Origin of the sequence: Gillisella vitis (genome assembly GCF_001541345.2) — a bacterium.
Classification (GTDB): domain Bacteria; phylum Pseudomonadota; class Alphaproteobacteria; order Rhizobiales; family Rhizobiaceae; genus Allorhizobium; species Allorhizobium vitis.
In genome coordinates this window covers 322,574-346,648 of the sequence record NZ_LMVL02000005.1, presented here as the reverse complement: position 1 = coordinate 346,648, position 24,075 = coordinate 322,574, and the positions used below count along the sequence as shown (strand labels likewise).

Genomic DNA, 24,075 nt, shown 5'->3' with positions numbered 1-24,075 from the left:
AAAATCGTCCATGCTGACAATCTCTTTGAGACACACCTTAAAAAACAGAGCGTTTCCGGTGGACATTCGCCGCTCTCGCTATATGTTTTGGCAATGTTGGGATTCCAGCAATTGGCCAGCAATGGACAACAATCGGCAGGAAATGCGTCAAAAGACGACAAATAATGCTGCATAACAAAATATCAGCGCAGGGGCGGACACGCCGGAAGACCCAAATCTGTCCAGGAAAACAACGATCGGCGAGACCTGGGTATCCGGATAAATCCAATACGGAGATGGACATGAAAAAAGCAATTATACTTATTCTGGCAGGCTTGGCAGTCGCCGGTTGCACGGAAACCGAAAAGGGCGCCGGCATTGGCGCCGCATCGGGTGCCATCATCGGCGGCGTCGCCACTGGCAATGTCCGCGGTGCGGCGGTTGGTGCTGCCGTGGGCGGCGTAGCAGGCGCCATCATCGGTCGCGTCAACGAGCAGCCGGGCCAGTGCTACTATCGTGACCGCTACGGCCGTCGCTACGTCGACAATTGCCCACGCGGCTACTGACATCCAGCCACCGCCGGATCCAGCCGTTCTCGGCCTGGTCCGGCGGTGGCCATACAATACCGGAAAAGTTCACCGAGGAACTGTTTCGGCTATAATCGCAGATGGGAATAGCGATTTCGGAGCAAGGGGTGCGGGATGGTTTTGCTCCGGCCAGATTGAGGACTTCAGACACTGTTTATACCGAGTAGGGTGACATTGCCGAATGTCAGTAAAGCGTTTCGGAAGTCAGGCACCGCTCTGGCATGTGTCGTCGTGGGTGCGGCGGCTTTGTCGTTTCCAGTTGACGCCTATGCCTTCAAGATTTTCGGGATAACCCTGTGGGGCCGCGATGAAGGTAAAGCGGATGTTGTCGATCCCGTGCGTTATTCGGTCGATTTCCAGTCGAAAGAGGCTTCCGGCACTCCCGATGAGAAAGATGCATCCAGCGATCTGAAAGACGCGCTGGAAAAAAGCTCGCAGCTGATACAGGAGAAGGACAAGCCGGTCTCCGGCGATCTTGGCGTGGTCATCAAGGCTCGCGAGGACCGGGAGCGGCTCCTGGCCACACTTTACGAACACTCCTATTACGGCGGCATCATTACCATGACGGTCAATGGCACGCCCCTGGATAGCCTGCCGCCCAATCCCGAATTTCCCCACACGAAGCCGGTGCCGGTTAAAATAGAGGTCGAGCCCGGCCCGGTCTTTACGCTCGGCAAGGTGACGCTGACCGGCGATGCCGCGACACTTGACCCAAATGCCTATGATCTTGTGGCAGGCAAACCCGCCGGCTCCCTGGCAATTATCAAGGCCGCCAACAAGATGGCCGATGATCTGAAGGCGCAAAGCCGTCCTCTCGCCCGCATTTCCGAGCGGCAGGTGGTCGCGGACCATCAAAGTAACCGGGTGGATGTGACCATTGGTGTGTCCGCAGGGCCAGTCGCGCCGCTGGGTCCGGTTGCAGTCTCCGGCACCAAGGCCGTCGATCCCGGTTTCGTGCAGAAATATTCGAGGCTGAATGCCGGTCAGCCCTATTCGCCGGAAGATCTGCGCAAAGCATCCGACCGCTTGCGCAAGCTTAACGTCTTCTCCAGCGTGACCGTCACCCAAGCCGATAAACTCAACTCGCAGGGCGCCATTCCGCTGAATATCACGGTGTCGGAAGGCAAATTCCGCTATTTCGGAGCGGGCGCCACCTATGACACCATCGACGGTGCTGGATTGCAGGGCTATTGGGGCCACCGTAATCTGTTTGGCCAGGCCGAATCCCTACGGATCGAAGGCACGGTCAGCGGCATCGGCGAGAAAACCGATGCAACGGATTTCGATTATTCCGCTGGGATCACCTTTACCAAGCCGGGTTTTCTGCTGCCCTCAGGCACATTGGAAGCCTCGATCAAGGCGGCAACGCTCAGCACCGATTCCTATGATGCCGACACCATCACCGGCAAGCTCGGCTATGCCTACGAATTGAACGATTATGACACGGTCTCGGCGGCCACCGCACTGGAATATGCCCGGATAGACGATGCCTTTGGCCGAAACGATTATCTGACCTTTTCCGTGCCTCTCGATTATGTGCGCGATACCCGCGACAACAAGATGAACCCGACCACTGGCTACCGCGCCACGCTCAGCGCAGCACCAAGCTATGAATTCCTCGGCAGTACTGTATTTTCCAATTTCGAAGGGTCGATTTCCGGCTATCACGGACTTGGCGCGGAAGACAAGGTGGTGCTGGCGGGCAAGCTTGCGGTGGGCACCTTATTCAGCACGGGTGGCCTTGCCGATATTCCGGCGACGAGACGGTTCTTCGCTGGCGGCGGTGGTTCGGTGCGCGGCTATGGCTATCAAAGCATTTCGCCCAGAAACAGCGCGGATGACGCCACCGGCGGCCTGTCCTACATGACGGCATCACTGGAAACGCGCATCAGCATTACCGAAACGATTGGCCTGGTGCCGTTCTTCGATGTCGGGACCGTGTCCAGCGGGCATGTGCCTGATTTCTCCGATATCAAGGCAGGCGCAGGCATCGGTCTACGCTATGCGACGCCGTTCGGCCCGATCCGTCTGGATGTGGCCGTGCCGCTCAATCCCTATCCCGACGGCGACAAATACGGCATATATGTCGGTATTGGACAAAGTTTCTGACGCAGAAGCAGCCTTTCGGGACAGAAGAAGGTCGGAACAGACAGTGAGCGCACTTAAAACCCTATTCTCAGGCCTTGGCCGCATCCTCGCCTATGGTTTGCTGGTGCTGGCCGCGATGCTGGTCGTGGCGCTGACGCTGATCGGCACGACGCAATTCGGCAGCCGGTTCATCGGCGATTTCGTCGCCTCGCTGGTGTCGAAGCCAAACCGGATCATCGCCGTGGACGGGATCAGCGGCCTGCTGGACGGGCATTTGCGGGTGGATACAATCACCGTTTCCGACGCGAACGGTCCCTATGGCCGAATTCAGGATCTCTCCATCGACTGGTCGCCGCTGGCGCTGATGTCGCGCCGTTTCGAGGCCTCGCAGATCAAGGCCGCCTCCGTGACCCTGGCCCGCAAGCCCTTGCCGAGCGTGGAGACGACAACAGAAACCTCCAGCAGCAATGGCTTCAACCTGCCGGTGGATATCCGTATCGAGCGGGTATCCGTGCCGGAGGTCCGGCTGGAACAACCGCTACTCGGCACCGCAGCCAAACTGGCTTTGAACGGTAATGTCGAGGCCCAGAGAGGCAGTGAGGCGACCCCGCAGGCCATCACCTCGCAACTGACGGTGAGCCGTGCAGATCTGCCGCAGGCAAACCTGTCAGCCCAGCTCGCCTACGCGCCGCAGCAGAACCGGCTGGACGTCGACGCCACCTTGCAGGAGCCAAAGGGCGGACTCCTCGCCAACCTGCTGCAATTGCCGGATGATCCGGCTCTTGCCATCACGGTCAAGGGCGGCGGTCCGATCAACGACTGGAAAGGCTCGCTGACGGCAACGCTCGACGGCACACCGCGATTGGACATCACCACGACCCATAGACTGGCTGCGGACGGTCGGCACGTGGCTATCAATGGCGCCGGTGCCTTCGATAGTCTGATGCCCGCCAATCTCCGCGACCTGTTTGCCGGTAAGACGATGATCGATATTGCCGCGCGCCTTTCCGATGACGGTGCCTTGAGCGTGGAAAAAGGCAGCGTCGAGACCGGCAGCCTGTCGCTTGCCGCCAGCGGCACCTATACGCCGAAAGGCGAAAATTCCCTTCATGCCACACTGACCGGCAAGAATGGCCCTGCCGCGATCCGTTGGCCGCTGGACGACGGCACCCTTGCCGCACAAATCTCCGGCCTCACATTCAGCCTGACCGGGGCAGCCGAAGCGGCAAAACTTGAAACCACCGCATCGCTGGAGAGCCTGACACTGCCGCAGGGCACGTTTGGCGATATCGCCCTTAAAGCCAGCGCCCCGGCTTTCAATCTGACCACCCGTTCCGGCAGCATCGATACCGTGCTGACCGTGCAGCAGACGCAGCTGACGGACCAGACGCTGGCGCGCGCCATAAAGGCGCCCCTGACCCTCAAGGCACCGATTGCGGTCAGCCCTCAGCAGATTACCGCTCAACCGCTCACCATCGAAAGCCCGGCGCTTGGCGGTAGCGTGACCGCCGCCTATACCATCGCCAGCAAGGCCGTGGAGGCACAGTATACACTGTTTGCGCGGCCTGAAGCCCTGCCACAAGCCGTGACGGACAAGCTGGTGGGAACGCCTGGAGGCACCGAGCAAACCAATATGGTGAAGCTTTCCGGCGAGGCGCGCTACTCCGCAACCGATGGAATTGCGATTCCAGGGTTTGCGCTGGAAACACGACTGCTGAACGCCTCGGGCAAGCTGTCTTTTGCCAAACAGCAACTTGCTGCCACTCTTTCGGGAACGGTTGCCGATCTCAGCATCTTGCAGGCCAATGCATCGGGCAAAGCCGCATTCAATCTCCAGGCCGATGGCCCAACCAATGCCTTGCAGACCAATGGCACGATCACCATCGATGCAGCGACGCTTGCTGGTCGTGCCCTCACCGGCTTTTCCATGGCGGCAAAAGCCGACCTGACACGCGGCGCGCCCTCTGCGACGCTGACCGCGCAAGGCGCGCTGGATGGCAAGCCGGTTCAGTCCAATCTCAAGCTCACCTCTAAAGACGGGGTCATCGCCCTGCCGGATCTGAGCTTGACGGTGGGTGACAACAGATTGAACGGCGCTTTGAGCTTTTCCCGCGCCCGTCTTCCCAGCGGTACTGTCGATTTTGATTTTCCCGATCTTGGCCTGTTGGCAGCCCTTGGCGGACAGACCGCATCAGGTGATCTGAAAGGCTCCATCAGACTGGACGAGGCCAATGGCAAGATTGCCGCCCGGATCAAGGCCAACGGCACCGCAATTCGCCAGAGCACGATAACAATCGGCCAGCCATCGGTCGATGTCACCACCAACGACCTCCAGTCGCTGGCCTTGCAAGGCATGGTCAAGGCAGACCGGATTTCCACCGGCTCTGCCCTTGTCGAACAGCTGGCGCTTCAGTTCGACCGCAGAGGAACCCGCACCGATATCGACCTTTCGGGACGATACGACAAAGCACCTTTGACCGGAAAAGCACTGGTGCAGCAGGATGGCAATAGCATCGGCATTGCCCTTCAGGATTTTGCCGCCAGCCCGCGCGGCATTCCGTTAACGCTGGCCCGGCCCACTGACATCACCGTGGAAAATGGCACGGCAACAATCGACACGCTCACTATAAAAGCTGGCAGCGGTACAGTTTCGGTTGCCGGCAAGGCAGGCGCGGTTCTGGATATGACAGCGCAGATCAACGCGCTCCCCGCCTCGCTCGCCAATACAGTGTCTGCCAATCTGGGCGCGACCGGCACGATATCCGGCAAGATCACCGCCACCGGCAGCACATCCGCCCCGAAGATCGCTTATGACCTGCGTCTCGATGATGCCAGCGTCACGCAGATGCAGGCCGCTGGCCTGCCACCTCTGGCGATTGCAGCGTCTGGCACCTTTGCCGAAAACCGCCTGTCCGTGGACAGCCGTGTGACCGGTGGCGGCGGTCTGAATGTCACGGGCGGCGGCTCGCTGACCCTATCAGGCGACAAGCCCATCAACATGGCGTTCAAGGCCAATCTGCCACTCAGCGCATTGCAGGGTCTATTGACCAAGCAAGGATTGACGGCAGAAGGCACGGCCAATGGCGATATCCGCATTGGCGGCACCCTGTCTTCCCCGGCTTTATCCGGCACCATCACCACAGCCAAAGCCCGGCTGATCGATGTGAAGCACAATATCGCTCTTGAGCAATTGGCCGTGGACATTGCCTTGACCGGCGATCAGGCCCGGATCAATTCCGTCACCGGCAGGATTTCCGCCGGAGGCCGGGTGTCGGCGACCGGCACGATCGACCTGAAAGGCCAGGGATTGCCCAGCGACCTGACAATCAAGCTCGACAATGCCGTTTATATCGATGGTACGCTGGTCACGGCCACCGTCAACGGTACCATGGGGTTGAAAGGCCCCTTGATGGATGGACCGACTTTGTCCGGCAAGTTGACGCTCGACAAGACCTCGATCACCATTCCATCCCGGCTGCCGGGATCGATTGCCCAGCTCGACATCAAGCACAAGAACGCTCCCGCCGACGTACGCCGCCAGACGGCAATTCTCAATCCAGAGAAAACGGGGGATGGCAGCAACTCGCCGATTTTGCTCGACCTGCAAATCGCGGCTCCCTCGCAAATCTTCGTGCGTGGACGCGGGATCGACGCCGAACTGAACGGCACCGTTACCATCAAGGGCAGTATCGCAGCGCCACAAGTCTCGGGCGGCTTCACCATGCAGCGGGGCCGGATGGTCATTCTGACCAAGCGGCTGGATTTCAGCTCAGGCAAAATTACCTTCAGCGGTGGCCTTATCCCGATCGTCGATTTCGAGGCTACCAGCACATCGGGCAGCACAACGCTGACAGCCAAGGTGTCCGGCGTGGCGACCGACCCGGATATCAGCTTTTCCTCCGCCCCGGCCCTGCCGCAGGACGAGGTGTTGGCCCAGCTTATTTTCGGCCAGTCGATGGCGAAACTGTCGCCACTGCAAATTGCTCAATTGGCGGATGCCGTCGGTCAGTTGGGCGGTGGCAATTCGACGTCGCTGTTTAACAGTCTTCGCAGCGCCGTTGGCGTTGACGATCTCGACATCAGCACCGATTCCAAGGGCAATACCCAGTTCAGCGCCGGAAAATATCTGAACGACAAAACCTATCTCGAATTCCAGCAGGGCAGCACCGGCAGCAAGGCCGTGATCAACCTGGATGTCGGCCGTGGCTTCAAGCTCAAAGGTGAAGCAGGCGCCAGTGGATCGAGCGGCGGCGGCGTGTTCTATGAGAAAGAATACTAGAGTTTGTCTGGGAAAGTGGAATCCGGTTTTCGGAAAACTCCGATGCGCAAACAAAAAGTTAGAGCATCGCGCTAACTCCGATTTTCTGCACGCTGCTCCAAAGGGCGGTGGCTATCGAAATCAGCTCAAAAAAAGAGCTTGAATAGCTATTTCTTAAGAATCTATCCGTATTAATATGGGTGTTAATTCATAACGGACCACCGATCACACAACACACATAGGGTTCCTGCAGAGAGCCCAATCGTTCCATCGCCGAATCGAAGAAGACTCCACCCGGAGGCGGCCCAACGCTGATTACTTTTGATAAAGCATATTGGGAATGTCCAATCACTCCACATGGCAAGAGCCAACACAGTCGGTCTTGATGCTTAGGTCCATAAACCTAAGCAGCGATCGAGCTTAATTCGATAAAAACAAGCGTTACGGCAGCCTCAAGGCATACTCCAACAGGATACCTGCGCTACAGGACACAGAGGAAGAATGATGCTTGGCTTCGGTTCAGATGCAGAAAACATTCTGTCGGCGTTTGCCAAATCGCAGGCCGTCATCGAGTTCGATCTTGAAGGCACAATCATCGCCGCCAATGACGTCTTCTGTCGTTTGATGGGGTATCGGCCAGAGGAACTCAAAGGGCGCAAGCATGCGCTGTTTTGTGATCCTTCCTATGTGTCCTCTGCGCAATACAAAGCATTCTGGAAAAAGCTGTCAGGCGGGCAATCCGAAACGGCCACCTTCAAGCGGATCAACAAGGCAGGTCAGGAAGTCTGGATCAACGGCTCCTATAATCCGGTCTGCAATTCCAGAGGCAAGCCTTACAAGGTGGTAAAGATCGCAACCGATGTCACCGCCGCACAGTTGCAGACCGTCGAAGACCGCGGCAAGATGGCGGCGATTTCACGCGCTCAGGCCGTGATTGAATTTACCAAGACCGGAGAGATTCTTTCTGCCAACGAAAACTTCCTGAGAGTGCTGGGATATAGCCTGGCGGAAATCCAGGGCAAGCATCATTCGATGTTCTGCGAACCCTCCTATACCGCGAGCCGGGACTACAAACTGTTCTGGGAAAAACTCAGCAATGGCGAATTTATCGCCGAGGAATTCAAGCGCATTGGCAAAGGCGGCAAGGTGGCATGGATTCAAGCCTCTTATAACCCGATCTTCGATGCCGATGGCACGGTGATTAAGGTGGTGAAATTCGCCACCGATGTCACTGACCGAGTGCGGTGCGTACAGGAAATCGGGCACGCTTTGCAGGCTCTTTCGGATGGCGACCTGACAGTGTCGCTGGAGCGGCCTTTTGTTTCAGGCCTCGACCAGATCCGGCTGGACCTGAACAATGCCATGGAAAAACTGACAACCGCGATGCGAACCGTGGCCATGAACGCCAATGCAATCGCGGCTGGAACCAACCAGATCAAATCTGCCTCCGACGATCTTTCCCGCCGCACCGAGCGGCAGGCTGCCTCTGTCGAGGAAACCGCCGCAGCCCTTGAGGAAGTGACCCAGACGGTCACCGATAGCGCAAAACGGGCGGCAGAAGCCGCCAATCTCGTTGCTCGCACGAAAGCTCAGGCCGAAGCTTCAAGCCAGGTGGTTCGCAACGCCATTGACGCCATGGGCCAGATTGAAAACTCCTCCAATGAGATTTCAAACATCATCGGCGTGATTGACGATATCGCCTTCCAGACCAACCTTCTGGCGCTGAATGCCGGGGTTGAAGCCGCGCGCGCGGGCGAGGCTGGGAAGGGTTTTGCCGTCGTTGCCCAGGAAGTACGCGAACTGGCGCAACGCTCTGCCAAGGCCGCCAAGGAAATCAAACTTCTTATTACCACGTCAAGCAGCCAGGTCGAAACCGGCGTGTCGCTGGTGGGGGAAACGGGCAAGGCGCTAACGACGATCCTGGTCGAAGTTCAAGAGGTCAACCGCAATATCGGCGCCATTGTCGAAGCGTCTAGGGAACAGGCAACAGGCCTTGCCGAAATCAACAAGGCCGTCAACACCATGGACCAGAATACCCAGCAGAATGCCGCCATGGTGGAAGAAAGCTCGGCAGCGAGCCATGGCCTTGCCCAACAAACCGAAAACCTGCGCAACCTGCTCGAACAATTTAGATTTGAGAAACATTCTTCCGCTAGGATGAGCCATGACAAATATGCGGCGTAGCGGCAATCGCTCCGCATCGCATGGACGAACATCAGACTTATGATCGCAAAAAGGCCCAGCGGGTGACCTGTTTACAGGAAGCGGAGGGCGAAAGACAGGCGGGACGGATATCATGGCAACACCTATTACCCCTACCAGCTTCGGCGGTGAAAACCTCGAAATCATCGCGTTTCGCCTGCATGATCAGGAGTTCTGCGTCAAGACCACCACAATCCGGGAAATCCGCGGTTGGGCGCCTTCCACGCCCATTCCGCATGCACCAGCCGATGTGATCGGCGTGATGAACCTGCGCGGTTCGGTCATTCCGATTATCGATCTTGCCTACAAGCTCGGCATGAAGAGCACGGTTGCCAATGAGCGCTCCGCCATTGTCGTCGCCGAAGTGCACAATATGGTCATCGGCATGCTGGTGGACCGGGTGTCTGACATCCTGACAATTCCATCCAGCCAGGTTCAGCCCGTGCCTGAGGTTTCCGCCTCTTTCGACAAGACGTTTTCCGAAGGCATCATCGCCAATGAAAACGGCATGATCTGCTTCCTGAACCTTTCCAAGATGTTCAAGGGCAGCGAGCTGGAAGACCTGGCCGCCTGATCATTAAAAAACGATAGAGCATCGGACCGAAAAGTGGGAACCGGTTTTCGGATAAATACGATGCGTAAACAAAAGCTTACAGCGCCGTGCGCTTTATAAAACGCACGGCGCTGTAGTATCGAAAGCGGCCTCACCGGGCCGCTTTTTGTTATGGTGCTTTTTGTCCATACCAGGTTGGATCGAAAATGCCGCCCTGCTCTTAAGCAGGACGGCATTGCCAGATCGGTTAACCAAACAGCACCAGCGTGCTGCGCAGAGTAACCCAGACACCCCAGAGCAAGGGAATGCAGACAATGGCCCAGGCGAGCGCCGCCTTGGCGTCGAAGCCGCCCTTGCCAATACCGAAGGAGCCGGTCGGGCCAGCACTGGCGGCGGCAGTCTTGGCCTGAAGGGCGGCAACCTCGTCATCCGACATGAACCATTTTTCCGGCAATGGCCGGATCAGGGCATTGGCAACAAGGCCGAGTGCCAACATGCCAGCCAGGATATACATCGTGCCGGTGTAAAGTGCGGGACCGGGGGAAATCCCGGCAGCAATCTGAGCCTCGCGGATATAATTGACCACGACAGGGCCGACGATGCCCGCCGTTGCCCAGGCCGTCAGCAACCGACCATGAATGGCGCCAACGAATTGCGTTCCAAAGATATCGGCGAGATAGGCCGGAATGGTGGCAAAACCGCCGCCATACATCGACAGAATGACGCCGAAAGCCAGAACGAACAGCGCCTTGGAGCCCAGGCCCGCCAAAGTCGGCGCCAGCGCATACAGCAGGATACCGAGCAGGAAGAAGCAATAATAGGTGTTCTTACGCCCGATCTTGTCCGACATCGACGCCCAGAAAAACCGTCCGCCAATGTTGAACAGCGACAGTAATCCGGTAAATCCGGCAGCGATCGCCGCAATCTGCGCCTTTTGCGCGGTGTCCAGTTGCGAGAATGTCAAATCCGGCAGACCGATCAGTGAGCCTGCGAAGATCTCCTGAAGCATGGGCGAAGCCATGCCGATCACCCCGATACCCGCCGAGACATTCAGGCAGAGCACAGCCCAAATCAGCCAGAATTGCGGGGTTTTGTGAGCATCACGCAGATGCACGTGGCGATGGGTAATCATGCTGCTCTTGGCAACAGGCGGGGTCCAGCCTTCTGGACGCCAGCCAGCCGGGGGAATGCGGTAGCCGAAAGCGCCGCCCATCATGAAGACGAAATAGATGGCAGCCATGACCACGAACGTCTGCCAGACACCTGGCCCGGCATCGGACCGGAACACGCCCATCAGCAGGTTGGCGAGCGGCGCACCGATCATCGCCCCGCCACCAAAGCCCATGATTGCCATGCCAGTCGCCATGCCGCGCCGGTCAGGAAACCATTTGATCAACGTAGACACCGGAGAAATATAGCCGAGGCCAAGCCCGATGCCACCGATTACGCCCGCACCGATCCACATCAACCACAGTTGATGGGTGAAAACCCCCAGCGCCGCGACCAGAATGCCGCCGCACCAGCAGCAAGCCGAAACAAACCCGGCACGGCGCGGGCCGACCCGCTCCAACCACCCACCCCAAAGCGCTGCGGAACAGCCGAGCAGGACGAAGAACAATGTGTAGATCCAGCCGAGATCAGCGACACGCCAATTGCACTCGGTGGTGAACAGCGCGCCGACAAGAGACAAGCCTGCGCAGCTTGCAGGCGCAGCGGTACCCAGTGCCTTGCTGAGCGGCAGCCAGAACACGCTAAAACCATAGGCCATGCCGATGCACAGATGAATGGCAAGCGCTGCTGGCGGCACCAGCCAACGATTGAAACCCGGTTTTGCAATGATCCGTTCCCGGTCCAGCAAACCGGCAGATGATGACAGCGCTGTCCCCGGCGCATTCGTAACTGCCATAAATATCCCTCCTCGTGCTTCTATCCAAATGGAGGCCCCAGCCGCATTTGGAGAAGTCGTTGCTCAAACAAAAAACCAGTGCATGATGGTATGAACGAAGTGAATGCATCACGGCACTGGTTCGTTATCTATTCCCCTACTATCTGTAGCAGACAGCGCAACCGCCACCGCCACACATAGCGCGTCTGTCGAATGGCCAGATATGGCCCTAATCAACCTGTTAAAATCGTTAGACTCTTTGGCGCCATGGACACTATGCCGTCGCCCGCTCGGTCAGCCATCAGGCTGTGCCGCGCCCCGCCATGCCAAAAGTCTCAGCACTATTGTCCACCGGACGCTTGATCAGTTTCGCCGCCTCGATCACCAGCGGGTCAAATCCTTCCTGGCCAGTATCGATCATCTCGAAGAACTGGCGGCGCATGCGCGGTTCCCAGAACTTGTTGATATGGGTTGCCACGCCCTGCACCCGCTCATGCTCCGGCTGCGTGTTGAAGAATTGGGCGATCTGATTGGCCATGCGGATCAGTTTTTCAGCAATATGGTCATGCGACATCGGCAGATACCCCGGATATTATGCGGTCAGGACGGGTAAAGACTTCAAAATCATCGCCCCGGGCAATGCCGATCAGGGTCATGCCTGCCGCCTGCGCGGTGCGGATGGCAAGCGCGGTTGGCGCGGAAATCGCCAATAGGATCGGTGCGCCCAGCATGGCCGCCTTCTGCACCATCTCAACCGACAATCGGCTGGTGACCACCACGACGCCGTCTTCGCCCCGGCGTCCGGCCTTCAACACCGCGCCGACCAATTTATCAAGAGCATTGTGACGCCCCACATCTTCCCGGATCGCCAACAGACCTTCGCCGGGAATGAAGAAACCGGCACCATGCACCGCATGGGTTTGCCGGTTGAGCGTCTGCGCCCGGCTGAGCGCATCGACAGCGTCACGAATATCCGCCGGTGTCAGTGTCAATCCGCCGGTCACTTTCGGCACATCCCGGCTCGCTTGTTCGATTGACTCGATGCCACAAAGACCGCAGCCAACCGGCCCCGCCATGCGACGGCGACGGGTTGTCAGGGCGTCCGCTGTCGTATCCAGCAAAATCACCTGCACATCGATGCCGCTTGCCGCCTCGACTGGTTCGATGGCCAGAACCTCATCCAGACGGGTAATAATGCCCTCGGCCAGCGAAAAGCCCAGTGCGAAATCCTCGAGATCGGCAGGCGTCGCCATCATCACCGCATGGGTGGAACCACCATAGGAAAAGGCCACCGGCACTTCTTCCGGCACGATCCGGTGGGCCTCCGTAGTCATCCCTTGGCGATGCTGCACCTGCGGTACAAGGCAGGTGGTTTTCATCTCCGTCATGACGGCAAAACCCTCCTCCCCGTTATCCTCCCCGCCACTCATCCTATTCCGCCGCTTCCAGCTTGCCGGAAATCCGGCGGGACTGGCGCGACAGTTCATCATAGTCCCGCTGCCATTCGGTCGGCCCGTTCGAGGGCGAAACCTGCACTGCCGTCACCTTATATTCCGGGCAATTCGTCGCCCAGTCGGAATAATCTGTCGTGATGACATTGGCCTGCGTATCCGGGTGATGGAAGGTGGTATAGACCACGCCCGGCGCGACGCGATCAGTGATCAGTGCCCGTAACGTCGTGTCGCCGGAACGGCTGGCCAGCTTGATCCAGTCTCCTTCCTTGATACCGCGCTGTTCGGCATCATGCGGGTGGATTTCCAGCCGGTCTTCCCCATGCCAGACGGTATTTTCGGTGCGCCGCGTCTGCGCACCGACATTATACTGCGACAGAATGCGTCCAGTGGTCAGCAGCAGCGGGAAGCGCGGGCCGGTACGCTCGTCGGTCGCCACATATTCGGTGCGGATAAACTTACCCTTGCCGCGCACGAAGCCATCGACATGCATGATCGGCGAGCCGAGTGGATGTTGCTCATTGCACGGCCATTGCACCGAACCCTTTTCCTCCAGCATCTCATAGGAAACACCGGCAAAGCTGGGTGTGGTCGCAGCGATTTCTGCCATGATCTCGGACGGATGGCTGTAATTCCAGCCTAGACCCATCGCCTCAGCCATTTTCTGGGTCACTTCCCAATCGCTATAGCCATTCTTCGGGCTCATCACCTTGCGCACCCGGTTGATGCGCCGTTCGGCATTGGTAAACGTGCCGTCCTTTTCCAGGAAGGTCGAACCCGGCAAGAAGACATGGGCGTAGTTGGCGGTCTCATTCAAAAACAGATCATGGACAACAACGCATTCCATCGCCGCCAGGCCTGCCGAAACATGCTTGGTATCCGGGTCGGATTGCAAGATATCCTCGCCCTGGACGTAAAGCCCCTTGAACGTGCCTTCCACCGCCGCATCCAGCATATTGGGAATGCGCAGGCCCGGCTCGTTGTTCAATGTCACGCCCCAGAGCTTCTCAAAGGTCTCGCGGGTGGCATCGTCGGAAATATGTCGATAGCCCGGCAACTCATGCGGGAAAGATCCCATGTCGCAAGAGCCCTGCACATTATTCTGCCCACGCAACGGGTTCACCCCGACACCCGGACGACCGATATTGCCGGTTACCATGGCCAGATTGGCAATCGCCATGACAGTGGTCGAGCCCTGGCTATGCTCTGTTACGCCCAACCCGTAATAGATCGCCCCATTACCGCCTGTGGCATAAAGCCTTGCAGCGCCACGCAGATCGGCAGCAGGTACGCCTGTAAACGCCTCAGTTGCTTCCGGGCTATGCTGAGGTTCGGCCACAAAAGCCGCCCAATCCTCAAATTCCGACCAGTCGCAGCGCTCGCGGATAAAGGCTTCGTTGGCCAGACCTTCGGTAACGATCACATGCGCCAGCGCCGTCAGCACGGCAACATTGGTGCCGGGCTTCAGCGGCAAATGGAAAGCCGCCTCAACATGCGGCGTCTTGACCAGATCAATGCGACGCGGATCGATAACGATCAGCTTCGCGCCCTTCCGCAGCCGCTTTTTCAACCGCGACCCAAACACTGGATGGCCGTCGGTCGGGTTGGCTCCGATGACAAGCACCACATCGGAATGCTCGACACTGTCGAAATCCTGCGTACCCGCCGACGTCCCGAAGGCTTGACCAAGACCATAACCGGTCGGCGAATGACAGACGCGGGCGCAAGTATCGACATTATTGTTGCCAAAGCCCGCGCGGATCAGCTTCTGCACCAGATAGGTTTCTTCATTGGTACAGCGCGAGGAGGTAATGCCGCCGATGGAATCGCGGCCATATTGATATTGCAACCGCTTGAACTCGGAGGCCACATGGGCAAAGGCCTCTTCCCAGGTCACTTCCCGCCACGGATCAGTAATTTTCTCACGGACCATCGGGTTGAGGATGCGATCCTTGTGGCTGGCATAGCCATAGGCAAACCGACCCTTGACGCAGGAATGGCCGCGATTGGCCTTGCCGTCTTTCCACGGCACCATGCGCACCAGTTCTTCGCCGCGCATTTCCGCCTTGAAGGAACAGCCAACGCCGCAATAGGCGCAGGTGGTAACCAGCGAATGCTCCGGCTGACCAATGGCAATGACGGATTTTTCCGTCAGTGTCGCGGTTGGACAGGCCTGCACACAAGCGCCACAGGACACGCATTCCGATTCCAGAAAAGCCTCATGAGCGCCGGGCGAGACCCGGCTGTCGAAGCCGCGCCCCTCAATGGTCAGCGCAAACGTCCCTTGCACTTCCTCGCAGGCCCGCACACACCGCGAACAGACGATGCACTTTGAGGGATCATAGGTAAAATAGGGATTGCTTTCGTCCTTCGGCATGTAGCGGGCATTCAACCCGTCACCGGCCCGGGTCTTGACGTGGTTGTCACCCTCATAGCCGTAGCGCACATCGCGCAGACCAACCGCACCAGCCATATCCTGCAATTCGCAATCCCCATTGGCGGCACAGGTCAGGCAGTCCAGCGGATGATCGGATATGTAAAGCTCCATCACACCCTTGCGGATGGCTTTAAGCCGCTCCGTCTGGGTGTGAACGACGATACCGGGCGCGCAGGGTGTGGTGCAGGAGGCCGGGGTTCCATTTCGGCCCTCGACCTCCACCAGACAGAGCCGACAGGAACCAAAGGCATCCACCATGTCGGTGGCGCACAGCTTCGGCACCTGAATGCCGGCCTCCATTGAGGCCCGCATGATCGACGTGCCTGCCGCCACCGTCACCTCACGGCCATCAATGGTCAGCGTCACAGTTTCGGTGGATGAGGAAGCCGGGGTGCCGTAATCAATTTCATGGATCAGAGACATGGTCTTTACTCCGCCGCTTCAACAAGGGGGGCAGGCGTAAAATCCTGCGGGAAATGCGTCATCGCGCTCATGACAGGATAGGGCGTAAAGCCGCCAAGGGCGCAAAGCGATCCGAATTTCATGGTGTTGCAGAGATCTTCCAGCAGCACCTTGTTCTTTTCAGGCTCAATGCCCTTTGCAATCCGGTCCACGGTTTCGACGCCCCGTGTCGAGCCGATCCGACAGGGCGTACACTTGCCGCAGCTTTCGACCGCACAGAATTCCATGGCAAACCGGGCCTGTTTCAGCATATCGGCGCTGTCATCGAAGACCACGATCCCGGCATGACCGATCAAGCCACCGGCTGCGGTAAAGGCTTCATAGTCGAACACCGTATCGAACAGCGAGGGCGGGAAATAGGCCCCCAGCGGGCCGCCCACCTGCACCGCCTTTACCGGACGACCCGTCAAGGTGCCGCCACCGATATCGTTGATGATCTCGCCCAGCGTCAGGCCAAAGGCGGTCTCGTAAAGGCCACCGTGTTTGACATTGCCAGCAATCTGGATCGGGATGGTGCCATGCGACCGGCCAACGCCATAATCGCGGTAGAACTGCGCGCCGCGGTCCATGATAACAGGAATGGAGGCCAGCGACATGACATTGTTGACAACGGTTGGCTTACCAAACAGCCCTTCCAGCGCCGGAAGCGGCGGCTTGGCGCGCACCACACCGCGCTTGCCTTCCAGGCTGTTGAGCAGCGAGGTTTCCTCACCACAGACATAGGCACCGGCCCCCTCGCGGACCTCCATATCGAAAGCGTAAGCAGAGCCTAACACGGATGCACCCAGAATGCCCTGCTTGCGGGCAAGCTCGATGGCTTCACGCATCACGGCGATGGCATGAGGATATTCCGAGCGGGTATAGACATAGCCCTTGGTGGCACCGACCGCGATCCCGGCAATCACCATGCCTTCGATCAACACGAAGGGATCACCCTCCATGATCATCCGGTCGGCAAAAGTGCCGCTATCGCCTTCATCGGCATTGCAGATGATGTATTTCTGGTCGGCTTTGGCGTCCGCCACGGTTTTCCATTTGATGCCGGTGGGAAAGCCCGCCCCGCCGCGACCACGAAGGCCGCTTTCGGTGACCTGGGCGACAATGTCGGCGGACGGCATGGCAATCGCTTTGGCGAGACCGGTCAGGCCCTTGTAATGCCGATAATCCTCCAGCGACAGCGGATCGGTAATGCCGCAGCGGGAAAAGGTCAGCCGCGTCTGGTTCTTCAGGAACGGAATATCGCTGGTCAGGCCGTGACGGAGCGGATGGGCAGCCCCGGTCAAAAACCCGGCATCGAACAGGCCAGCGACATCGGAAGGCTTGACGGGACCATAGGCAATCCGGCCGTGGTCCGTGCGCACTTCGACCAGGGTTTCCAGCCAAAGCATGCCGCGCGACCCATTGCGAATGACAGTCACATCGACATGGCGTGCCGCAGCTTCCCGCTGGATGGCGGCGGCAACCTTATCAGCCCCGACCGCAAGAGCAGCGGCATCCCGGGGAACGAAAACGGTGATGCTCATCGGCTCGCTCATCGACGGGCCTCCATCAGTAGATCGTCAAGACAGTGCTCGTCCAAGCGGCCATGCAATTCCCCATCCAGCATGGCGGCCGGCGCGCAGGCACAGAGCCCGAGACAGAAAACCGGCTCCAGCGTCACCGCGCCATCAGCTGTGGTTTCATGCCAGTCAATGCCGAGCCGGGCCTTGATCGTTTCGCCAAGAGGCTCGCCACCTAGGGATTGGCAAGCCTCGGCCCGACAGAGTTTCAGGACATGGCGACCGGAGGGATGATCACGAAAATCATGGTAGAAACTGACGACCCCATGCACTTCGGCCCGCGACAGATTCAAGGCACGAGCAATCACCGGTTTGGCACTATCAGGCACGCATCCGAATTCGCGTTGGATTTCATGCAGGATCGGCAGAAGGGGGCCTTCAAGATGCTTGAGGCTATCGATGATAGCCTCCACTCTGGCCACGTCGGCCTCCGCCACCACATGCATATTCATCGCTTCCTCCTCAGCGGCCAGCAACGACGCCATGCGTCGCGCGGCAAGACGGTACACTCACCCGTTTTGCAAGAATGAATCCAGCCTGTCGCTCAGGTCAATACCGCTGTATCGTTACGCGATAGAAAAAACCTATCAAAGACTTGTGCGGCTGCGAGGCGGCGCGCCTCATGCAATAACGCCGACACCAGCGGCGTATAGGGTTCACGATGGGTCGCCACCAGCCCAACCAGATGCTGAGCCTGTGGCTCGACAATCGGCACCATGCGAATTTCCTCTGGAAAACCGAAGGATTCCGCGACGTTACGCGGCATGATTGACGACCATTGCCCGGTCCGAATATGAGAAAATAATACGATCATCGAGTTGGATTCCAGCGTCGGCCGAGGCACCACACCCGCCTCGGTGAAATGCTGATTGATGATACGCCGGTTCTGCATATCGGGCGTCAATAGGCAAAGCCGAAGATCGGAAACCTCTTGCCAGGTCACACTTTCCCGGTCGGCCAGCGGCGTGCCGGTCGCCGCAATCAAGTGATAACGCTCGGCATAGAGCGGGACAGACGTCACCCGGCCAAGCGGTTCATTGTCGAGATAGGTGATACCCGCATCAATCTCGAGATTTTCCAGAAGGCTGAGGACCTGGAGAGAATTGCGCGACACCACCTGGAACGTCACAGCCGGGTGATGTGTCTGAAATGGCTCCGTCAGCCTCTGCACCATGGCCAGCGCCGTCGGGATCACCGCCAGGCGAATATGTCCAGCCAGACCATTGCGCGCCGCCCGCATTTCCTCGCGCATGGTACGAGCATCGCCGACAATCCGCCGCGCCCATTCCAGCACCCGCTGTCCCTCGGGCGTCAGGCCTTGAAACCGGGAACCACGTTGCACCAGGATGACTCCCAGTTGGTCTTCAAGCTGGCGGATCGCCGCTGACAGCGTCGGCTGGGAAATGCCGCATTCTTCCGCCGCACGACCGAAATGCTGGGCGCGGGCAAGAGCAATGAAAAATTCCAGCTTGTCGATCATCGCTGCCCCTGCTGTCGCCCGGGCTATGATCATCGGAAAGAACGAAGTGCGTCCCTTGTCGACAGTCCCATGTGCACCGGCATCAATCCCGCAGGTCGAATGTCGTCTCCTCGACCGCTGGCGAACAATACATCTGGTACAGCACCGATACCAGTTCCTTCACCGCCGGATTGGTAATCGAATAATAAATCTGGCGCCCGGACCGGCGGCTTTCCACCAGATTGTCCATCCGCAACCGCGCCAGTTGCTGTGAAACAATGGCCTGCTGCAATTGCAGGAGCGTTTCCAACTCGCCGACCGTCTTTTCCCCTTCGCTGAGAATACACAGGATCAACAACCGATTTTCATGGGACAGGGCCTTCAGAAGAGCAGCAGCGCCTGCTGCTTTCTGCATGAAGTTGGCCAATTGGCTCGCCGGCGTTTCGGCGTTTGTTGAAGAAGCGATCATAGGTTCCATCGAATGACAATGTCTACGGACTGCTGAACACCGGATGAAGGGAAGCGGATCAGCGACGGACAAAAACTGCTCAACATGGCACAGACAACGCGAGATCCTTCAGCATCCTCGCGCTCTTGGCCAAGGCAATCCGCTCTGTTTCATCAAGATCAGGCACAAGATCCATCAGAATCCCGCTCGAGCCAATTACCCGTGGCACAGATGCCGCAACATTGGTGACCCCAGCCAGCTCCGCGGTGACGCTGGAAACGGAAAGCACGTCACGCTGATCGCTGGCAATCGCCTTGACGATCCGTGCCAGACCGGCACCGATACCGTAATAGGTGGCACCTTTTCCCTTGATAATCTTGTCGGCGGCGCGGCGCACACCGGCGTCGATCTCACTACGAACCGCATCCGTCACCGGCTTGCCCGCCTGTTCGGCAAAAGACATCAATGGCACGGCGCCAACCATCGCATTCGACCAGGCCAACACTTCGCTATCGCCATGCTCACCCAGAACATAGGCATGGACGGATTGCGGTGAAATCTCCAGATATCGCCCAAGCAGGCTGCGAAAACGCGCGGTATCAAGTATGGTGCCAGAACCAATCACTCTTTGAGGCGCAAGCCCCGAGAGACGGGTCGCAATATCAGTCATGATGTCGACAGGATTAGACGCGATCAGCAAAATTGCATTCGGTGCTGCTGCGAGAACCTGGTCCACGACCTGCCGGAATACTTCGGCATTGCGGCCAAGCAATTCGAGCCGGGTTTCACCCGGTTTCTGGCTGACACCTGCCGAGATGATAACCACGCCCGCTCCAACGAAATCATCATAATTTCCGGCCCGAACAAGGGTTGCAGAGACGAAAGGTACGGCATGGGATATGTCCTCGGCCTGGGCTTGGGCCAGATCCGTATTATAATCAACCAGCACGATTTCCGAGGCGATGCCAAGCATTGTTAACGCATAGGCCGATGCACTGCCCACCATGCCCGCTCCCACTATGCCGACCTTCATGTCCCCACTCCTGACCGCGAAACCACCCGCGTTACTGACCCCGTATTCACGCCACATCGCGCATCTCCGCATGGAGATCTGCTTCGAAATTTCTTCAATCCCAGAGGGTCCAAAGACACTGTTATGAATTATAACATAATTTCAAAACGGCCAAAAATGCACGAAATGCGATGCCAGACGTCGTTATGTTTTCCCCACACCATCATGCTTATGAAGGTCCACTGCGATCGTCACCTGCACCGCTTTACTTCACGTCTAAATCAATTGAGAAGAGTATTACTTCTGAGTAAGCGCGGACAGTGACGTTACGTGAGGCGAGTGTCAACCGCGACATCCGGCCATTTTTGTGATAGAATGACCCCTTCGGACATAAAAAATAATGGTAGCGCAATCATTTGGGACAGGAAGGTCGTCGGCCGGCTTTCGAGAGCATTGGCACCATTAGGAATCAGCAATTACGCTGTGCAGCGAGCGATAAAGAGAGGCTAGAAAACAACGCTCAAACACCAGTACCCAAAACACAGGCTCGCCTTGCCCAATACTGAATGGTGGAAAGTGAAGCTTTCGATGCGTTTTATTTTAATCTGAATAAGGGAAGAGTACACATTGAAACCGTACGACCGAAAAGCATTTTAAAAATCATCGGCTGCTGCCGCATATTTTCCCAAATCCAACCGGATTGAGCGAAAAAATTATGCAGTAAACTTAAAAGATTACAGTATTTTAAGGGTGTTTGATAAAATCGGGCACGCTTCGGATGTTACCACAAAAAAAGCGGCCACGAGGGCCGCCTTGAAAACCGAAAAATGAAGAAACCGTCAATCAGGCTGGAACCAGGACGCCGTTAAGATGCGTCATTGCGTTAAAGAACTGCTCCAGCTTGGTCCTATGTTCGTGATTTTCCGTATCATCCAGCTCTGCTTTGGCCAATTCGATCCGCTTCATCAGCGTATCGCGGCTCAATTCATCGACCGGTACGGCACTTTCCGCCAACAGAGTCAGTCTTTCCGGTGTGATATCAGCAAAGCCACCGAAAATCACATATCGGCCGGTTTTTCCGGAAGCAAACTTAACCGTTACGACACCTGGCTTGATCACCGTCATCGTCGGCGCATGGTGGGCCATGACGGTCATCTCACCTTCGGTCGCCGGAATGACAACCTCGCTTACCTTTTCCGAGATCAGCAACCGCTCGGGGGAAACGAATTCGAAATTGAAATTGTCAGCCATGGCTTTTTACTTTCTAACGCTGGAAACTGAACGCACGGTCATAGACCGTGCGTTCTTCGATCCATGGATCAGGCAGCAACAGCTGCCAGCTTCTTTGCCTTCTCGATGGCTTCGTCCATTGAGCCGACCATGTAGAAGGCGGCTTCCGGCATATGGTCGTAGTCACCATTGACCAGTCCCTTGAAGCCCTTGATCGTGTCTTCCAGCGACACCAGCTTGCCTGGCGAACCGGTGAAGATTTCAGCAACGTGGAACGGCTGCGACAGGAAGCGTTCGATCTTACGGGCGCGGGCAACAGCAATCTTGTCGTCTTCGGACAGTTCGTCCATCCCAAGGATGGCGATGATGTCCTGAAGCGATTTGTAGCGCTGCAAAGTAGACTGAACCTTACGAGCCACTTCGTAATGCTCTTCGCCGACAACCATCGGGTCAAGCATACGCGAGGTGGAGTCGAGCGGGTCAACAGCCGGGTAAATACCCTTTTCAGCGATCGAGCGGTTCAGAACCGTCGTTGCGTCCAAGTGGGCAAATGACGTTGCCGGAGCCGGGTCGGTCAAGTCGTCGGCAGGAACGTAAATCGCCTGAACAGAGGTAATAGAACCCTTGTTCGTGGTGGTGATGCGTTCCTGCAGGGCACCCATGTCGGTTGCCAGTGTTGGCTGATAACCAACGGCCGAAGGAATACGACCCAGAAGAGCCGACACTTCAGAACCAGCCTGCGTAAAGCGGAAGATGTTGTCCACGAAGAACAGAACGTCCTGGCCCTTGTCGCGGAAGTCTTCAGCGATGGTCAAACCGGTCAAGGCCACGCGCGCACGCGCACCTGGAGGCTCGTTCATCTGGCCATAAACGAGGGCGCACTTGGAACCAGCAGCAGAGCCACCGTTTTCATGCGGGTCAACGTTCACCTTGGATTCGATCATTTCGTGGTACAGGTCGTTACCTTCGCGGGTACGTTCACCCACGCCAGCAAATACCGAGTAACCACCGTGGGCCTTAGCAACGTTGTTGATCAATTCCATGATCAGAACGGTCTTGCCAACGCCAGCGCCGCCGAACAGGCCGATCTTACCGCCCTTGGCATAAGGAGCGAGAAGGTCAACAACCTTGATGCCGGTTACCAAAATCTGAGACTCGGTCGATTGTTCGACATACTCAGGGGCAGGCTGGTGAATCGCGCGACGAGCAGTCGTCGTCACCGGCCCAAGTTCATCGACCGGTTCGCCGATGACGTTAAGAATACGTCCGAGCGTCTCGTCGCCGACAGGCACGGAGATCGGAGCGCCGGTATCAGACACCGGCTGGCCACGCACCAGACCTTCGGTCGAGTCCATAGCAATGGTCCGCACCACATTTTCACCGAGATGCTGCGCCACTTCCAGAATCAGGCGTTGACCGCCGTTTTCTGTTTCCAACGCATTCAGGATCGGCGGCAAGGTGCCGTCGAATTTCACATCGACGACGGCGCCGATGACCTGGGTCACCTTGCCCGCTGCGGGAGATGTCTGGGTCGCTGCCCTAGCCATATTCATACCCTCTTTTGTTCAAGCTCAGAGCGCTTCGGCGCCTGCAATGATTTCGATGAGTTCGGTGGTGATCTTGGCCTGCCGCTGGCGATTGTAACTCAGCGTCAACTTGTTGATCATCTCACCGGCGTTGCGCGTGGCATTGTCCATGGCGCTCATTTTAGCGCCCATTTCACCGGCGGCATTTTCAAGAAGCGCACGGAAAATCTGCACCGCAATGTTGCGCGGGATCAGGTCGGACAAGATTGAAGCCGCGTCCGGTTCGTAATCATAGATCGCGGCAGCGCTGCTGGAGGCTGCCGGAGCATCGCCTACAGCCGCTGGAATCAACTGCCGGGCTGTTGGGATCTGGCTTATAACCGACTTGAACTCCGAGTAAAACAAGGTGCAGACGTCGAATTCGCCCTTGTCGAACATGGAGATCACCTTGCGGGCAACCGTATCCGCATTTTCAAACGCTACACGCTTGACTTCACGAAACTCAGTCCGCTCGACGATCAACGCACCGAATTCCCGACGCAGACTGTCATAGCCCTTCTTGCCGACGCAATAGATCTTCACGGTCTTGCCCGCTGCCAGCAAACTGCGCACATGATCACGCGCAAAGCGCGAGATCTGTGAATTGAAACCGCCACAAAGACCACGCTCGGCCGTGCAGACCACGAGCAGATGCACGTCGTCCTTGCCGGTGCCCGTCATCAGCGTGGACACGCCGTCATCACTGCCAACCGCCTGGGCGATATTGGCGAGAACGGCGCCCATGCGCTGGGAATAAGGCCGGGCGGCCTCGGCCGCCTCCTGCGCACGACGCAGTTTTGCCGCAGCGACCATTTTCATCGCCTTGGTGATTTTCTGCGTCGCCTTGACGGAGGCGATCCGGTTTTTCAGATCCTTTAGTGAAGGCATCCGTTAATCCGT

17 protein-coding genes are annotated in these 24,075 nt (G+C 57.7%); 5 read left to right on the top strand and 12 right to left on the bottom strand.

Annotation, left to right across the window (positions count from 1 at the left end; genetic code table 11):
* Nucleotides 1-281: 281 nt before the first annotated feature.
* The 5 genes from ASB66_RS18925 to ASB66_RS18905 all read left to right on the top strand — a co-directional run bounded on the left by ASB66_RS18925 (nucleotide 282) and on the right by ASB66_RS18905 (nucleotide 9,688).
* Nucleotides 282-545, top strand: coding sequence for a glycine zipper domain-containing protein (locus ASB66_RS18925; RefSeq protein ID WP_015917366.1), 264 nt, complete (start codon nucleotides 282-284; stop codon nucleotides 543-545).
* Between the two features lie 177 nt (nucleotides 546-722).
* Nucleotides 723-2,675, top strand: a complete 1,953-nt coding sequence (locus tag ASB66_RS18920) for an autotransporter assembly complex protein TamA (protein WP_445153044.1) — start codon at nucleotides 723-725, stop codon at nucleotides 2,673-2,675.
* Between the two features lie 43 nt (nucleotides 2,676-2,718).
* On the top strand, nucleotides 2,719-6,933 hold the full coding sequence (locus ASB66_RS18915) for a translocation/assembly module TamB domain-containing protein (RefSeq protein WP_158544226.1): 4,215 nt from the start codon (nucleotides 2,719-2,721) through the stop codon (nucleotides 6,931-6,933).
* 483 nt (nucleotides 6,934-7,416) lie between these two features.
* Nucleotides 7,417-9,096 (top strand): methyl-accepting chemotaxis protein, encoded by a 1,680-nt coding sequence (locus ASB66_RS18910; protein WP_234613296.1) that lies wholly within the window; start codon nucleotides 7,417-7,419, stop codon nucleotides 9,094-9,096.
* A 112-nt stretch (nucleotides 9,097-9,208) separates the two neighbouring features.
* Nucleotides 9,209-9,688, top strand: coding sequence for a chemotaxis protein CheW (locus ASB66_RS18905; RefSeq protein ID WP_060718654.1), 480 nt, complete (start codon nucleotides 9,209-9,211; stop codon nucleotides 9,686-9,688).
* A 226-nt stretch (nucleotides 9,689-9,914) separates the two neighbouring features.
* Here ASB66_RS18905 and ASB66_RS18900 read toward each other — a convergent pair whose 3' ends face one another.
* The 12 genes from ASB66_RS18900 to ASB66_RS18845 all read right to left on the bottom strand — a co-directional run bounded on the left by ASB66_RS18900 (nucleotide 9,915) and on the right by ASB66_RS18845 (nucleotide 24,063).
* On the bottom strand, nucleotides 9,915-11,573 hold the full coding sequence (locus ASB66_RS18900; RefSeq protein WP_060718655.1) for an OFA family MFS transporter: 1,659 nt from the start codon (nucleotides 11,571-11,573) through the stop codon (nucleotides 9,915-9,917).
* A gap of 280 nt (nucleotides 11,574-11,853) precedes the next feature.
* Nucleotides 11,854-12,126: a formate dehydrogenase subunit delta gene (locus ASB66_RS18895; protein WP_060718656.1), complete on the bottom strand. Its 273-nt coding sequence runs from the start codon at nucleotides 12,124-12,126 to the stop codon at nucleotides 11,854-11,856.
* On the bottom strand, nucleotides 12,116-12,931 hold the full coding sequence (fdhD, locus tag ASB66_RS18890; RefSeq protein WP_411910083.1) for a formate dehydrogenase accessory sulfurtransferase FdhD: 816 nt from the start codon (nucleotides 12,929-12,931) through the stop codon (nucleotides 12,116-12,118). The genes ASB66_RS18895 and fdhD overlap by 11 nt, the downstream gene beginning before the upstream one ends.
* A 52-nt stretch (nucleotides 12,932-12,983) precedes the next feature.
* The gene (fdhF, locus tag ASB66_RS18885) at nucleotides 12,984-15,863 is read right to left on the bottom strand and encodes a formate dehydrogenase subunit alpha (RefSeq protein WP_060718657.1); all 2,880 of its coding nucleotides are present in this window, start codon (nucleotides 15,861-15,863) and stop codon (nucleotides 12,984-12,986) included.
* 5 nt (nucleotides 15,864-15,868) lie between these two features.
* Nucleotides 15,869-17,425 (bottom strand): formate dehydrogenase beta subunit, encoded by a 1,557-nt coding sequence (locus tag ASB66_RS18880; protein WP_060718881.1) that lies wholly within the window; start codon nucleotides 17,423-17,425, stop codon nucleotides 15,869-15,871.
* 8 nt (nucleotides 17,426-17,433) lie between these two features.
* Nucleotides 17,434-17,913 carry a formate dehydrogenase subunit gamma gene (locus tag ASB66_RS18875; protein ID WP_060718882.1) on the bottom strand — a complete coding sequence of 160 codons (480 nt, stop codon included), beginning with the start codon at nucleotides 17,911-17,913 and terminating at the stop codon, nucleotides 17,434-17,436.
* A gap of 92 nt (nucleotides 17,914-18,005) precedes the next feature.
* Nucleotides 18,006-18,941, bottom strand: coding sequence for a LysR family transcriptional regulator (locus ASB66_RS18870; RefSeq protein WP_060718658.1), 936 nt, complete (start codon nucleotides 18,939-18,941; stop codon nucleotides 18,006-18,008).
* 82 nt (nucleotides 18,942-19,023) lie between these two features.
* Nucleotides 19,024-19,335, bottom strand: coding sequence for an ArsR/SmtB family transcription factor (locus ASB66_RS18865; protein ID WP_141748867.1), 312 nt, complete (start codon nucleotides 19,333-19,335; stop codon nucleotides 19,024-19,026).
* A 133-nt stretch (nucleotides 19,336-19,468) separates the two neighbouring features.
* Complete coding sequence (locus tag ASB66_RS18860; protein WP_060718660.1) at nucleotides 19,469-20,401, bottom strand: L-lactate dehydrogenase; 933 nt, start codon at nucleotides 20,399-20,401, stop codon at nucleotides 19,469-19,471.
* 822 nt (nucleotides 20,402-21,223) lie between these two features.
* Nucleotides 21,224-21,631: a F0F1 ATP synthase subunit epsilon gene (locus tag ASB66_RS18855; protein WP_060718661.1), complete on the bottom strand. Its 408-nt coding sequence runs from the start codon at nucleotides 21,629-21,631 to the stop codon at nucleotides 21,224-21,226.
* 68 nt (nucleotides 21,632-21,699) lie between these two features.
* Entirely contained in the window at nucleotides 21,700-23,157 is a 1,458-nt protein-coding gene (gene atpD / locus ASB66_RS18850; RefSeq protein WP_060718883.1) for a F0F1 ATP synthase subunit beta, read from the bottom strand.
* Between the two features lie 24 nt (nucleotides 23,158-23,181).
* A complete protein-coding gene (locus tag ASB66_RS18845) occupies nucleotides 23,182-24,063 on the bottom strand; it encodes a F0F1 ATP synthase subunit gamma (protein WP_015917382.1) in 882 nt (293 codons plus the stop codon).
* Nucleotides 24,064-24,075: the final 12 nt, after the last annotated feature.